Origin of the sequence: Vibrio harveyi NBRC 15634 = ATCC 14126 = KCTC 12724 (genome assembly GCF_001591145.1) — a bacterium.
In the GTDB taxonomy this organism is placed as follows: Bacteria; Pseudomonadota; Gammaproteobacteria; order Enterobacterales; family Vibrionaceae; genus Vibrio; species Vibrio harveyi.
This window is the reverse complement of sequence record NZ_BCUF01000025.1, coordinates 17590-31975: the sequence shown is the minus strand read 5'-3', so window position 1 is coordinate 31975 and position 14386 is coordinate 17590. Positions and strand designations below refer to the sequence as shown.

Here is a 14386-nt window from a genome sequence, read left to right as displayed (position 1 = left end):
AATGGGAAAACCAGCAGCAATAATAGGTAGCTTTCACATATGTCCCAAAAAGACAGGGAAAATTCCTCACGTCGGAGGACCTGTCATAATGGGGTCTGCAAACGTAAAAATCACAGGCCTCCCTGCTGCACGAAAAGGCGATAAGCTAATTTGTGTTGGTCCACCGGATAGCATCTCTTCGGGTTCTTCTAGCGTGAAAATCAACGGGAAACCGGCAGCACGGCTAGGGGATTCGACATCTCACGGCGGTAAAATTTTAGTCGGCAACCCAACGGTAGTCATTGGTGGATAGATGGGGCTTATGTTTCAGCCAAGCTTGTGTTTGTTGGGAGACCAAGAATTTTCAATATCGCAGCTCACTAATCATACGTTAAAGCCGTCAGAATTCTCTGTATCGAACTTTGAAGAGGTCGACTCTCTCTCTATTATTGATACGCTTGATTCTTATTCTAACTATCTGAGCAAGCGGGATATTTCAGGTCATGTTTTCTTGTTGCTGCCAAATATCACCGATAAGAACATTCTGCGAAGAGTTATCGCTTCGTTTTTGTCGATATTTAGCAAAGTCGAGGCGGATAAAATTGCCCTTTATCCATATGGTAATGCCTCTTTTTTGATGGCTCTTAACAGTATTGAACGCTTGGTCAAAAAAAATAACTCAGTGTGGGTCGTCGCTATAAACGCAATCGATTCTGGATATGGTCTTGATTCGTTAGTTATGGCGCGTTGTTCCATGGGGCATAGAGGATTACGTCCTTACAAGGTTGCTGTTGATTTGGACTTTGAAGGGACTGATACGGCGACATCAAATATCACCAAACAATTGGGGCTTGTTTGTACTCATCTTCTAGACGAACTCGCTCTGTCTATAGAAGGAGAAGAGCCAGTATGGCTGGAGTCTATTCAGTTCTTATCTCCTTGGATAACAGCGGATACTTCCTATCAGCTAATAGATTCGATCACGGGTCCCTTAGGTCCTTGTAATGGTTTATTAAAAGCGCTCTGTGTTTACCAGCAGCAAGCAAATAGAAACATATCAAATTATTGCGGATTGCAAATTGACGTTGAACGGTATGGATATGCCGTAGGCGTTTTGTATCGCTGGGTTAATGAGTAACTTGAAGAGATGAACTTACAACGGATTGTCAAACTTAAAGCGTTAAGTGGTGCCGTATTTTGCTTTTCTCATCAACGTTTAAATGTTGGTATTGAAAAAGAATTTGGCACCGAAAACTGTGCAGCGGTTTTTATTGAGCAATTTCATTTTGCATCATTGGATGACCTAAGAGAAATCGCCTCTTGGACGAGTAAAGAAGTGTCATTTGCTCATGAGTATGAAGATAAAGGCATAGAAGAGCTCGACCAGCTACTCGCTAAAGGGTTATATGATCGTGTTTTGTTTGTATCAGAACTGCCTAAGTTACTCCCTAAAACATTCTATCCACCAACGAATATTCCACAACCTGTCGCTCTAAAGGCGTCAAAAGGTGCGAGGGTATTGTCGCGTTCTGAACGTGTTAATGCGAGCAGTTCTGTAAGTCTCTCTCCTCAAGATGAAAGCAGTAAACGTCATGTTAAAGCTGGCGATCCCGTGTCGATGGTGACAGGTGAAGAACACTTATCTTTAGTGGATGTTAGATTACCTTTTCATTTGACGTGGTTACGTACGTATCGCTCTTCTCTCTGTGATACGAGTACATCTTTAGGCTTTGGCTGGAGGCATATATTTCAATACGAGCTAATGGATGTATTAGATGAAAAGTCTAACGTGGTAGGTTGGCTTTTTATGGATGAAGTAGGAGACACGATTCAATTTCCTAGTGTGGAGATCGGCGGAATTAGTTATCAAGCTTATTCTGGTGCAAGCTGCCTGTTCCACAAAAATGGTTATCGACTCGTGTCATTGAGAAACGAAGTTCAAATTAAGTTTTATTTGAAAGACGAGTTGTGGGTCGCACGTGAAGTTCGTCTGGGTCACATGAAAACCGTGAACCTTGAATACTCTCGCAATCACAGAGTGGTTGGAGTCAGTGTCAACCAGAAACCAAAACTTGAACTTCAGTACGACGAACATGGATTGCTTGTAGAAATCAGAACCCCCAAAACAAACCACGTGTTAGCAAAATATGATTACGATGCAGGTAGTCGCTTAATCTGTGCCAAGAACGAAAACGGTCTCATAGAAAAGTATCAATACAACGACTCGAACCTACTGGTTAAGCGAACGCGAGCGACTGGCTTTTCTCATTATTTTGAATGGTTGGGTGAAGGAAAAGATGCAAAATGTGTTCGAAATTGGGGGGATGAAGGCGTCTATGACTATCGGTTTGATATCGGGTTATACGAGTCAACTTACTGGGACTCGTTAGGAAACCGATGGCAATATAAGCATGATGAAAATGGAAAATTGCTTGAATGCATAAGCCCTGAATCCAGACTTATGGCATATGAGCACGATTCTATGGGGAGGTTAGCGTGCACGACTAATCCGGATAAAAGCTACACTTTCCACTTCTACGATGAGTTTGGCTTGATGAAGCAAAAAGTGCATTCTTCAGGGGCGATCGAAGATTTTGAATACAATGAATTTGGTCAATGTATAAAGCATTGTTTTCCTGACGGTGAAGTTGAGATAAGAGAGTTTAATGCTTTAGGTCAGTTGGTCATGCACCAATACAAAAACGGGCTAAAAGAACATTCGTTGTTTGATAAACACGGTCGACAAGTAGAGCAGAACAGCGATGTTGGAACTCGTACTCAATGGTGGTGGAGTGAGGCAAACCAGCTGCTAGCAAAGAAAGTAAACCAGTGTTTGGTTCGTTATAGCTATGACGAATATGAACGTATCAATGGTATCTCTTATCCCCATGATTTGATTGCTGGTTTTGAGCGACACGAAAACAACTTACTTACCCGTTTATATTTTCAAAGTAAAAAAGATCAAACATTTCGAGAGCATCGTTACGAATATGATGATTTTGGTCGAGTTAAACAGATCTGCACGCCACGAGGTTCTATAGATATTGTTTGGGGGCATCTAGCCCAGCCAACAGCGATAGTGAAACAAGATCAGAGTGCTTTTTCTTTTTCTTATGATTCGGAAAGAAACCTGACGAGCATTGAGCGCTCGGATGGCTGCAAATATGAGTTTGAGTACACACCTGACGGTCATATAAGCCAGACAATTAACTTCGATCGAATTAAGACCAATTACACCTATGACCGAGCTGAAAGGTTAAGTCAAATATCACATTGCTCTATTCTGATCTCGTTTCAATATGATGAGCTTGGACAGGTTGCAAAAGTTAAAGCCAGTGGCAAAAATCGAAGTGTAGAGAACCATTACCAACATACTCTAGGTGGTAAATTAACTCGCGCGCACAACCGTTTCTCTAATATTTCATATACGTATTCTGGCACGAAATTGGTGAGTGAGGAGCAGGGACGCTTTTCTTTCGTCAATCAATACCAAGATAACGGTTTACTTCGTTCTCAACGCTATGACGATGGAACAGAGGTGCTATATGAGCATGACCAATTTGGCACGGTATGTGGATTAACGATTCATTCAAACGGCTCTGAGAGAGAAGATTCAATTAAGTTTGAATACGATGAATTACAACGTTTATCGATAATCACTTATAGCGCGGGAAAAGAGCTAAGAGAGTTCGATGGAATAGGTCGCTTGAAGCGCCAAATATGGACTGCTTTCGAGCGTAAGTATCATTACAACGCGCAGCATTTATTGTCTCTTATCGTTGATAGTGAAAAGGGGGCGTTGCATTACCGTTATGATGAACTTGGGCAATTAGAAAGAGTAAAAACACAGACTTTAGAAAAGTCATATTCCTTTGACAGTTTTGGTAATTTTAATGATGAAAGTGCACAGCTAGACTATGATCGGCTGGTTGAATATAACGGCGTAAGGTACGACTACGATGAGCTAGGCAATAGAATCCGCACTCAAGGCAATGGGTGGGAACAGCATTGTGCTTATGATGCAAAAGGACAGTTAATCAGTGTCGAGACTGAAGGGCGGTTGTGTCAATTTGAATATGATGCACTAGGACGCAGAACGAAGCAAATCAGCGAAAATGGAACCACCGAGTTTATTTGGCAAGGAAGTCATCTAGTCGGCGAGTATTCGCGTTCGGGTTATCGGTGGTATCTATATCAACCAAACAGCGTAGTTCCGCTTGCTCTTATTGAAAACGGCAAGTGTTATTTTTTCCAATGTAATCAAATCGGAACCCCAGAACGTTTGGTGGACTCTAAAGGGCAGGTAGTTTGGCAAGCAACATACGATACCTTTGGATTTGCTCACGTTGAAATCGAGACGGTTAAAAACAACCTTCGCTTACAGGGGCAGTACTTCGATATTGAGACTGGTCTGCATTACAATTTAGCACGCTATTATGATCCTCAAATAGGTCGATTTATCCAACCCGATCCCCTAGGGCTGCTTGGTGGAACTAACCACTATCAATTCGCACCAAACCCTGTCTCGTGGGTTGATCCTTTGGGTTTATGTGCAAAAGAGGAGTCGCATACAGTTCTAGCGGGGCGCAACGATAATTCGCCTGAGAAGTCGGTGTACTACGCAATGGGCTCGGGGAATTATCAAGCTACAATTACTCAAGCTTCACCTAGTTACAAGCTACATGCGTATTCGTCCCCGCATCATTCAGCTTTAAGTATTAACGATGTTCATATGGCACTCGATGCCGCGGGTATGCTGCCCGGAGTCGGAATTATTCCTGACGCAGTTAATACTTTTTTGTATGGAGTAACTGGTGACTTTGTTAACGCAGGAATGTCACTTTCTGCAATGGTTCCTGTTGTCGGGCAAGGGGCTATGGCGACTAAGTATGTCAGTGAGCTCGACAAAATTGAAGGTCATGGCAATAATATCGCGGATAATGTAAGTACGCATATAGACGATTATGTGTCACGGCTTTATAGTAAAGTCACGCCTTCAAACCGACCTGCCAATCTGTTTGAAATAGAACAGACTGGGCCTCGGAACTATCGAGTCTTTGGAGGGGGGACATCAATAGACATTGATGGCTATGAAGGAACTGTAATTCTTGAAGCAAAGTTTGTTGATAAAAAGAGCAGAAGTCCTTTTATTGAAGACTCTAAGATTCCGCCATTTTTGCGTGAAAAAATTCGCAAGGAGCAAGCACATGAATTTGAACGATTGAAAGCTGTTTTAAAGGATTCTGAGGTTCCGTTTAACAAATTGGAGGTGAGAATTAATGAGCCTCTAGCAAAGCCTTATTTTCAGTCACTAATCGAAAAATATAAAATACCAGGGCATGTTAAGGTTGTTAGGACATCAATCAAAGAGTCAGGAGGGGGATGATATGAGTAAACTATTACTATTTATTGGTGAAAATGAACAATTTGATAAAGATACCGTTGTTCAACAAATTAGAAAGATAGTAGGTGTTAGAAATGACAAAGAAGGAAATTTTATTGGCTCTGTTTTTGAGGCAGAGTACGCTGTAAATAATGAGAGTTACATTGTTCGATTGAGTGATGACCTCGAAACAATAACTGTCGATGGAATTGATGATAATAGTCTAGATTTTGTTCTTCAATTGAAAACTCTGCTCATGATACCTCTCCAAGTGGTTGACATGGATTACTCATTTCATCTGGAGTTAGCTAACGTAAACTCATTAGTTCAGCTTAAAGAAGAAATTAGGAAGGGAGTGTAATTGAATCGAGCAGTGTCTGGGCGAAAATTTTGATAATCAGGATACCACTTCTTTCGGGGAAATAATTTGTATTCTTAAAGTTGCGTCCAAAACAAACCACATGAAAAACTTACGAACTCACGATATCCGGCGGGGATCTCAGTGGCGCACAAAATCGCGCTTATCTCAGACGGATGAGCAAGCGCAACGTGCATTCGAAACTTTAGGACCAGATACCCAAATGAATGTTTCGCTGGATCGCTGCCCATTACGTGGAATTAAATAAGTTGAATGACGAATATTTTGAAATGTTTATAGAAGAGTTTGGCGAGCCGACCGAACATATTCAGGCGACTGACCAACAAGTTGAAGCATATCGAGGCATACTTCCAGATCAGCTACTTAAATACTGGCAAATGGTCGGTTTCTCTGGCTTTAACGATGGTCTATTCTGGATCACCAATCCCGCAGAATTTGAAGATGTGCTTGAATCTTTTCTCGACGATACAGAGTTCGCACACTATGACAACTACCATGTGATCGCTCGAAGCGCCTATGGTCAACTCTATTTGTGGGGAGAGCGAACAGGTGCGTCACTCGATATAGCGACACACTTAAATTGGATAATGACAAATCAAGGACACGCAAAAGACATTTCTAAAGGCGATGCTAATATTGCAATTCAAAGCTTTTTCGGTTTTCAAGATAAAGAATATATAGACGTAGAAGTTAGTTCAAAACCTCTCTTTCCGTCTGCGATTAAAAAACATGGTCCAGTGGGTAAAGAAGAAGTGATGGTGTTTACCCCTTACCTATTTATGGGGGGCAAGAAGTCCGCAGATGCTATGACCAAAGAAGATCTACATGTATTTTTACAGGTTATGGCGGATTTAGGGGGAGCCGAAATTATCGATATGGCGTCAATGGTCGGCAATGTCCTTAAAAGTCACAGAGATTAACCCGTCCTGCATAGCAAAACTCAAGCTCACGCTTTGTGGGCTCTTTTGTTTACCCAGTATCGATCTAGATAGATATCTTTTAAACAATCAGTTTGGCTGAATAGTGATCACACACAAGGCAAGAGTTCTTAGCTTAAACTCAGATATTGAAGAAGAAGTTACGCTTGAAGTTAATGGTGTCGAATTAACCTGTTTTGCCGGGGTGTGCCCCTATGAATTGTATATTGGGCAAGAATATCCCGTTGCATTTGAAATGTTGGACTTTGAATTAACAGAGCAGGAAAGTGCAGACGAAACTAGTATGACAAGGGTCGATAGTACCTATGCTTATAAGCTATTAGGTAGACTAAGCGGTGGGACCATAGACGCTGGACTTAAGATTTGTGATGGTTTTTTAGAGTCTGATTATGCATATTTGGATGGTCAGTTTATTTGTCTCTGTGTCGAGCGGTTGGACGTAGAATTTTTAGATAGGTAAACCGAGTTCTTAGGGCATGTCTTTTCCCCCTAAATAATGAGCGGGTTTGTGCAAATAAATTAAGTAAAGGATATAAACGCAAATGAATGATGAAAACTCTACACTAGTTCGCTTTGTTATGAATGCTGATAAATTGAAAAAAGTACCTCATCAATCCTATAGCCTAGATGGACTAAAAAATGGTGAGTGTTTGTGTGTGGTCAATCGAGATGATTCTTGGCAAGTTGTATACAACAGTCAAGGAAGAATTACGTCTGTAACTGAATGTCAAAATGAAGAAGATGCGTATGAGGAACTATATCGCCAAATCTCAGATGCTTATGGTTGGTAGATTTGAAGAACGCACAATTAGCTCGTTTATACTTTAACTTCAGCATACGCCACAAACCACATGAAAAGCTTACGAACTCACGATATCCTAGGGGGATAATAAGATAACGCCATGTAGATGGCAGAAAGTGAATTCGAATGAAGTTTATCCATACCTCAGATTGGCATCTTGGCCGACAGTTTCATCACGTCTCTTTGCTTGACGATCAGCAAGCCGTTCTTGACCAGTTAATCCAATACATTGAAAACAACCCTGTTGATGCGGTGGTAGTTGCTGGTGATATTTATGACCGTTCTGTCCCACCAACCATTGCGATTGAGCTACTTAACAAAGTAGTGAAGCGAATCTGTGGTGAGCTAAACACGCCGATGATTTTGATTTCTGGTAACCATGATGGTGCAGAGCGCTTGGGATTTGGCTCTGAGCAGATGAAAAATGCGGGCCTTCACATTATCAGTAACTTCGAAGACATGCTTACCCCTGTTGTTATTGAAACCGAAAGCGCAGGGCAAGTGGCTTTTTATGGCATGCCTTATAACGACCCTGAGCAAGTCCGTTTTGCCTACCAAGAACCCGTTTCGACCCACGATCAAGCGCACAAGTTACTTGCAGAAAAAATCGCTGAGCAGTTCCAATCAGAGCAACGCAACGTGTTAGTCAGCCACTGCTTTGTCGATGGTGCCATTGAGTCTGAATCTGAGCGTCCACTTTCGATTGGCGGTTCCGACCGCGTCAGTCACGAGCATTTCCTCAACTTTGACTATGTAGCGTTGGGGCATTTGCACCAGCCACAGAAAAAAGGCGAAGAGTACATTCGTTATTCTGGTTCACTGATGAAATACAGTTTTGGTGAACAAAATCAGAAGAAAGGGTTCACACTGGTGGAAATTGACCAAAATGGGTTTGTCTCGGCAGAGCACATTAACCTTGCTGCACCTCATGAGATGCGAATCGTTGAAGGTGAACTTGAACAAGTGATAGAGAAGGGCAAAACCGATCCGAAAAACGAAGACTACTTGTTGGTACGTTTGATGGATAAGCACGCAATCTTAAACCCAATGGAAAAACTACGTACTGTTTACCCGAATGTTTTGCACCTAGAAAAACCGGGAATGTTAATTGGTGTCGAGCAGGAGATGGCGCAAGCGAAGTTGGCGAGAAGTGAGATAGACATGTTCCGAGACTTCTTTTCGGAAGCGCAAGACGGCCAATTATCGCAAGAACAAGATCAAGCGATCAGTGACATTATCAAACAACTTTCTCAGCAAGCTCAGTAAGGACCAAACATGAAACCCATTAAACTGACAATGCAGGCTTTTGGTCCGTTTGCTCAAACAGAAACGATTGAATTCGACAAGCTGGGAACTAACCCTCTGTTTCTTATCAATGGTCCTACTGGTTCGGGTAAAACCTCGATTCTCGATGCGATTTGTTTTGCTCTTTATGGTGAAACAACGGGTAACGAGCGCCAAGGTATTCAAATGCGTTGCGATATGGCAGCGCCAACGTTATTGACCGAAGTGACGTTAGAGTTCTCTTTGCACGGTAAGTCTTATCGAGTGATTCGCTCACCAGAACAAGAAGCACCAAAGGCGCGTGGTGAGGGCATGACGGTGCGTAAGCATACCGCAGCTTTGTATGAGATTACGGACGAAGAAAAGCTCATCACCAGCAAAACAACTCAAGTAAAGACAGAAGTGACCAATATCATTGGCTTGAACGAAACTCAGTTCCGCCAAGTGATGGTGTTGCCACAAGGTAAGTTTCGAGAGTTGTTACTTGCGACATCCAAAGAGCGGGAAGAGATCTTTGGTCAGCTATTCCAAACGGATATCTACAAGAAGATTGAATACGCACTGAAAGACAAAGCGAGTGCTATTAGCAAAGCCAAAGACGAGTTTGATAACCAAATTCGAGGCGCACTGCAGGTGGCTGGTGTTTCTTCAGAAGCGGAGTTGACAGAGCAGCGCGAAGCCTTATCTGTTCAATTTGAATCTGTACAAAAGCAAGAGCAAGAATCTCTGGCGCAATTAAATGCGGTAAAAACGGAACTGCAAAAAGCAGAAGCACTGAGCAATGAGTTCAAAAAGCGCGAGCAAGCCGAAATTGCATTGAAGCGACATTTAGAACAGAGCGATGCTGTCTCATCACGTCAATTGCAGTTAGACAATGCGAAGAAGGCAAGCAAGGTTGAGTTGCCTTATGTCACGTTACAAAACGCCTCAAAGCAATCGCAAGAACTTGAGCAAAAGGTGGCTAAGCTATCTCAAGATCTTACTGTGGCAAATGACGCGGTAAAATCCAAAGAAGGCGTATTGCAAACCGCGAAAGAACAAGCTGCACAATTGCCAAAACTGACAGAGCAGCAATACCAACTTGAAGGCATGAAAGGAAAGTTGGTTGAAAAGTCTGAGCTAGAGAAAGCCATTAACGCAGGTTTGACGCAAAAATCCGAGTTTGAGGTAACGCTTAAGAAATATATCGCTCTGAAAGAGAAGTTAACGCTAGAGGCACAACAAGGTCAGAAGTCACTGGATCAAGCTCGAATCGATGTTGCAAGTATTGGCAGTGTAGATGCTGAGATAAAACAGCAACAACGTTTAATGCAAGATCTACAGAAGCTCACTGGCTTAAACCAAGAGCTAGTTAAATTGGATGCATTGACGCCTAGCAAACAAGCTTCGGTTGACCAAGCAAAAGCGCGATACGCAGAACTTCAACGCTCAGCAGATACACTTGAATTGAGCTGGCACAATGCTCAAGCTGCGGTTTTAGCTCAGCGCTTACAAGCCGGTGAAATGTGTCCGGTGTGCGGTAGTGTAGAACACCCTCAGCCCGCTCAATTTGTTGGTGAAGAGGTAACAAAAGAGCAAGTTCAGCGTGCTCGAAATACGGAGCGAGAAGGGCAAGTTGCGCTTAACCAATTAAGCAATCAATTGGAGCAGCACAATATCGCAGTCGGACAATACAAGCAGCAGATTGAGCAACTATCCGTTGAGCTTGGTCAAAACGCATCAATGGATTTAGGCGCGTTGCAAGCGTCTATGCAGCAGTTCAACGAACGTTTACAGCAATTGTCATCGATTAACTTGGTCCAGTTGGAACAAAGCGTCAATGAGTTAAACCAACGTTGTGTCACTGGGGAAGGTAAGATCAATGATCTGCAAAACCAGATGGCAGCGAATGAATCGACGATAAAAGTGAACCAAGAGCAACTGGTTAAACTCTCTGCTTCGTTAGATGCTAAGTGCTCATCTCTTGAAGTTCTTGAACAAGATATTATTGCGATTCAAAAACAGATTGCGGAGTTAAATACCGCATTCGAGTCTGCACAAAACCATTTGCAACAAGCGGTGCTGGCGAAGACCAATATTGAAAGCCAACTGACAACCAATCAACAGTGGTTGAATGAGGCACTCGATCGTTTGAACACAGCCAAAGCTGATTGGAACCAGGCTTTGCTGGCGAGTGCATTCGAGGACGAAGCGCAATTCCTAGCATGTAAAGCTGATGAAGCCGAGATGCAGGTTTGGCAGAAAGAAATTGATGCGTTCAAACTGACTCAAATCAAGTTAGAACAAACATTGGCAGATTTAAGTTCAACGTTGAAAGACTTGGTGTTGCCAGATTTAGAAGGGCTTAACGTTAAGCTAAACAGCAATCAGCAAAGTTACGTTGAAGCGCGTAATCAGCTTGATAGCACGCGCTCTTTGTTTGAACGTCTAGAGAAAGTCCGTAATGACATCGCGACGTTACATGACAAGAACACTAAGTTAGAAGACGAATATAAAGTGTTTGGCACCTTGTATGACGTTGCAAGCGGTAAAACGGGTAGCCGCATCAGTCTGCACCGATTTGTCCTTGGTGTGTTATTAGACGATGTATTGATTCAAGCGTCACAGCGTTTAAGTCTGATGAGTAAAGGTCGTTATATCTTGGCTCGTAAAACTGAAGGCTTTAAAGGTGCGGCAGGACGAGGCTTGGATTTGGTAGTAGAGGACAGCTACACAGGTAAAACGCGTGATGTTGCGACGTTATCGGGTGGTGAATCTTTCATGGCAGCGTTGGCATTAGCGCTCGGTCTATCTGATGTTGTGCAGTCTTACAGTGGCGGTATTCGCTTGGATACGCTGTTTATTGATGAAGGTTTTGGCAGCTTAGATCCGGAATCTTTGGATCTTGCGATTCAAACCTTGGTCGACTTACAACAAACGGGTCGCATGATTGGCGTGATTTCTCACGTTTCCGAGCTGAAAGAGCAAATGGCGCAACGCATTGATGTCGAACCGTCGCGACTTGGTTCTACAGTTTCTGTGAAGTCTCAGATGGCATTTGATTCTTAATCAGTACTGGAAAATATGAATAAACAAAAAGCCCCACTAAATTACGGTGTAAAATAGCGGGGCTTTTTGGTTCTCAGTTTCGAAGCATTTATTGTTCGCAGAAGCGACCTTCTTTCGGTGATTGCGTAATCGCATATTCACCATCAAGGTTGCGATAAACAACCGTGTTCCAAACTGATCCGTCATTCAATTCAAACTCTATCGCGTAGTTCACACCACTCACAATTTGTGCATGAACGGACAAGATCTGTTTAAACGAAGCGAGAGTTTCCATTTTGTTTAGGACAAAGGCCATTGCCTTTTGAGCGTCTGGGGTAGCATCGAATTCGTTCCACCCACCTGGCATATTTCCTTGTGTATTACATACATCTGCCGAGGTTGTTGACTGTGTCGCTTCATCTTGAGTTTTTTGCTGACATCCGACAAGCAAAACCAAGATTGCGCAAGCTGACACTGTTTTTAATTTCATAAAAATAACCTCTATTTATGTAAGCCCGCATTATATAAGTTGGCGTTCCAGCCCAATGTCTACGTTGTGCAAACTTTTTATATGAACAGGGTTAAATCCTGATTAAATCGTTGCGAGCGAGCTCCAAAAAATAGATTTTGGTTAACTTTTTGCCTAATTTTGCTAGTAAGTCACGCTTAAGAGCGAACGCTAATTTCCTATTCATTTCGCGTCGTGAATTAAGATCACAATTATAAAATAGACTTGGAAAACATAACTTTGCACGTGTATCTGTTTGCGCAATACAGCCATATAATCCAATAAAAATTCATTAGGCACTAATATAAAGTGCTGAATGATTGTTGTGATGAAGCAAAATGGATGAGAGGTAACACGATGAAGCAAAAAGCGCTATATCTAGCAGTAGCATTGGGTTTGAGTGGTCTTTCAAACGTAGCATCCGCTAATGAAATGGTGAATCCAGATGGCGGTGTTGTAGTCGGTTATTGGCATAACTGGTGCGATGGGGCTGGTTACAAGGGCGGTAATGCGCCGTGTGTGACGCTGGATGAAGTTGACCCAATGTACAATGTGGTTAACGTCTCCTTCATGAAGGTGTTCAATACCAGCGAAGGCCGCATTCCAACCTTTAAGCTCGATCCAAATATTGGTCTTTCAGAACAACAATTTATTGATCAAATTAGCGCACTAAACCAACAAGGACGCGCCGTTCTTATTGCGCTTGGTGGTGCAGATGCGCACGTCGAGCTGAAAACTGGCGATGAGCAAGCATTCGCACAAGAGATCATCCGCCTTACTGATAAGTTCGGCTTTGATGGTCTGGATATCGATTTAGAGCAATCTGCAGTAACCGCGTCAGACAACCAAACAGTAATCCCAGCTGCACTTCGCCTTGTAAAAGAACACTATCAACAGCAGGGCAAAAACTTCCTAATTACGATGGCGCCTGAGTTTCCATACTTAACAGAAGGTGGCAAATACGTTCCTTATATTACTGGATTAGAAGGGTACTACGATTGGATCAACCCTCAATTTTACAACCAAGGTGGTGATGGTATTTGGGTTGAAGGTGTGGGTTGGATTGCACAAAACAATGATGCGCTAAAACAAGAATTCATTTACTACATTTCAGACTCTCTATCGAACGGTACACGTGGTTTCCATAAAATTCCGCATGACAAATTGGTGTTTGGTATTCCATCTAACATTGATGCAGCAGCAACGGGCTTTGTACAAGATCCTCAAGATCTTTACGACGCGTTTGACCAACTTAAAGCGCAAGGGCAGGCACTTCGTGGCGTAATGACATGGTCAGTTAACTGGGATATGGGCACCAACAAGAATGGTCAGGCGTACGGTGAAAAATTTGTGAAGGATTACGGTCCGTTTATCCACGGTCAGACTCCACCACCGCCAAGTGAAGGCGAACCGGTGTTTAGCGGCATCAACGATGTTCGAGTGCATCACGGTAGTGCATTTGATCCGTATGCAGGTGTTACCGCATCTGATAAAGAAGATGGAGACCTAACTAACAGCATTACTGTCGAAGGTTCAGTTGATGTGAACACCGTTGGCACTTATGTTTTGGTTTACAGTGTAAAAGACAGCGACAACAATGAAACCAAGCAAAGCAGAACGGTTGTTGTTTACAGTCTTGTGCCTGAGTTTGAAGGTGTCGCGGATACAACTATCCAGCTTGGTGATGCATTTGACCCAATGGCAGGTGTAAAAGCCACGGATGCAGAAGACGGTGATTTGACTGATCAAGTTCGTGTAGAGGGCCGTGTAGATGTGAACGTTCTAGGCGTCTACAACTTGGTTTACCGCGTAACGGACAGTGCTAATCAAACTACGACAGCTCAACGCTCTGTGATTGTTTCTGATGGCAGCAGTTACCCTCCGTATGAATCTGGAAAAGCGTATGAAGCAGGTGACATTGTCACAGGTTCAGATGGCAACTTGTATCAATGTAAACCATGGCCATACACGGGGTGGTGTTCAAATCCTTCTTATGCGCCAGGTGAAACCGTTTATTGGTCAGACGCATGGGATAAGTTGTAATTAGTTCATTTGCAAGCCTCCTTCACTGGAGGCTTTTTTATGC

11 protein-coding genes are annotated in these 14386 nt (G+C 42.8%); 10 read left to right on the top strand and 1 reads right to left on the bottom strand.

Annotated features, from left to right (window positions below; all coding sequences use genetic code 11):
* The first annotated feature begins 1 nt into the window (after window position 1).
* The 9 genes from VHA02S_RS14090 (at window position 2) to VHA02S_RS14050 (ending at window position 11813) form a co-directional block, all read left to right on the top strand.
* Window positions 2-292, top strand: a complete 291-nt coding sequence (locus tag VHA02S_RS14090; RefSeq protein ID WP_038899507.1) for a PAAR domain-containing protein — start codon at window positions 2-4, stop codon at window positions 290-292.
* Window positions 293-301: 9 nt separating this feature from the next.
* A complete protein-coding gene (locus VHA02S_RS14085; RefSeq protein WP_227740480.1) occupies window positions 302-1117 on the top strand; it encodes an NAD/NADP transhydrogenase beta subunit in 816 nt (271 codons plus the stop codon).
* 9 nt (window positions 1118-1126) lie between these two features.
* A complete protein-coding gene (locus VHA02S_RS14080) occupies window positions 1127-5365 on the top strand; it encodes an RHS repeat-associated core domain-containing protein (RefSeq protein ID WP_038899509.1) in 4239 nt (1412 codons plus the stop codon).
* Window position 5366: 1 nt separating this feature from the next.
* Window positions 5367-5723, top strand: a complete 357-nt coding sequence (locus tag VHA02S_RS14075) for a hypothetical protein (protein WP_005447021.1) — start codon at window positions 5367-5369, stop codon at window positions 5721-5723.
* Window positions 5724-5947: 224 nt separating this feature from the next.
* A complete protein-coding gene (locus VHA02S_RS14070; protein ID WP_005447020.1) occupies window positions 5948-6661 on the top strand; it encodes a GAD-like domain-containing protein in 714 nt (237 codons plus the stop codon).
* 103 nt (window positions 6662-6764) lie between these two features.
* Entirely contained in the window at window positions 6765-7139 is a 375-nt protein-coding gene (locus VHA02S_RS14065; RefSeq protein ID WP_038899510.1) for a UCP019853 family protein, read from the top strand.
* Between the two features lie 82 nt (window positions 7140-7221).
* Window positions 7222-7470 (top strand): hypothetical protein, encoded by a 249-nt coding sequence (locus VHA02S_RS14060; protein ID WP_038899511.1) that lies wholly within the window; start codon window positions 7222-7224, stop codon window positions 7468-7470.
* 137 nt (window positions 7471-7607) lie between these two features.
* A complete protein-coding gene (locus VHA02S_RS14055) occupies window positions 7608-8747 on the top strand; it encodes an exonuclease SbcCD subunit D (protein WP_038899512.1) in 1140 nt (379 codons plus the stop codon).
* A gap of 9 nt (window positions 8748-8756) precedes the next feature.
* Window positions 8757-11813 (top strand): AAA family ATPase, encoded by a 3057-nt coding sequence (locus tag VHA02S_RS14050; protein ID WP_038899513.1) that lies wholly within the window; start codon window positions 8757-8759, stop codon window positions 11811-11813.
* Window positions 11814-11901: 88 nt separating this feature from the next.
* On the opposite strand, the gene VHA02S_RS14045 is transcribed toward VHA02S_RS14050, so the two are convergent.
* Window positions 11902-12282 (bottom strand): cystatin domain-containing protein, encoded by a 381-nt coding sequence (locus VHA02S_RS14045; RefSeq protein ID WP_009699049.1) that lies wholly within the window; start codon window positions 12280-12282, stop codon window positions 11902-11904.
* A 375-nt stretch (window positions 12283-12657) separates the two neighbouring features.
* Between VHA02S_RS14045 and VHA02S_RS14040 the strand changes: the two genes are divergently transcribed.
* The gene (locus VHA02S_RS14040) at window positions 12658-14343 is read left to right on the top strand and encodes an immunoglobulin-like domain-containing protein (RefSeq protein WP_009702818.1); all 1686 of its coding nucleotides are present in this window, start codon (window positions 12658-12660) and stop codon (window positions 14341-14343) included.
* The last annotated feature ends 43 nt before the right edge of the window (window positions 14344-14386 follow it).

What these genes read in the sequence shown, in the direction of transcription:
- VHA02S_RS14055 (WP_038899512.1), top strand. Translation starts at nt 7,608, where the DNA reads ATGAAGTTTATCCATACCTCAGATTGGCATCTTGGCCGACAGTTTCAT.
- VHA02S_RS14075 (WP_005447021.1), top strand. Translation starts at nt 5,367, where the DNA reads ATGAGTAAACTATTACTATTTATTGGTGAAAATGAACAATTTGATAAA.
- VHA02S_RS14090 (WP_038899507.1), top strand. Translation starts at nt 2, where the DNA reads ATGGGAAAACCAGCAGCAATAATAGGTAGCTTTCACATATGTCCCAAA.
- VHA02S_RS14040 (WP_009702818.1), top strand. Translation starts at nt 12,658, where the DNA reads ATGAAGCAAAAAGCGCTATATCTAGCAGTAGCATTGGGTTTGAGTGGT.
- VHA02S_RS14050 (WP_038899513.1), top strand. Translation starts at nt 8,757, where the DNA reads ATGAAACCCATTAAACTGACAATGCAGGCTTTTGGTCCGTTTGCTCAA.
- VHA02S_RS14070 (WP_005447020.1), top strand. Translation starts at nt 5,948, where the DNA reads ATGTTTCGCTGGATCGCTGCCCATTACGTGGAATTAAATAAGTTGAAT.
- VHA02S_RS14085 (WP_227740480.1), top strand. Translation starts at nt 302, where the DNA reads ATGTTTCAGCCAAGCTTGTGTTTGTTGGGAGACCAAGAATTTTCAATA.
- VHA02S_RS14060 (WP_038899511.1), top strand. Translation starts at nt 7,222, where the DNA reads ATGAATGATGAAAACTCTACACTAGTTCGCTTTGTTATGAATGCTGAT.
- VHA02S_RS14045 (WP_009699049.1), bottom strand. Translation starts at nt 12,282, where the DNA reads ATGAAATTAAAAACAGTGTCAGCTTGCGCAATCTTGGTTTTGCTTGTC.
- VHA02S_RS14080 (WP_038899509.1), top strand. Translation starts at nt 1,127, where the DNA reads ATGAACTTACAACGGATTGTCAAACTTAAAGCGTTAAGTGGTGCCGTA.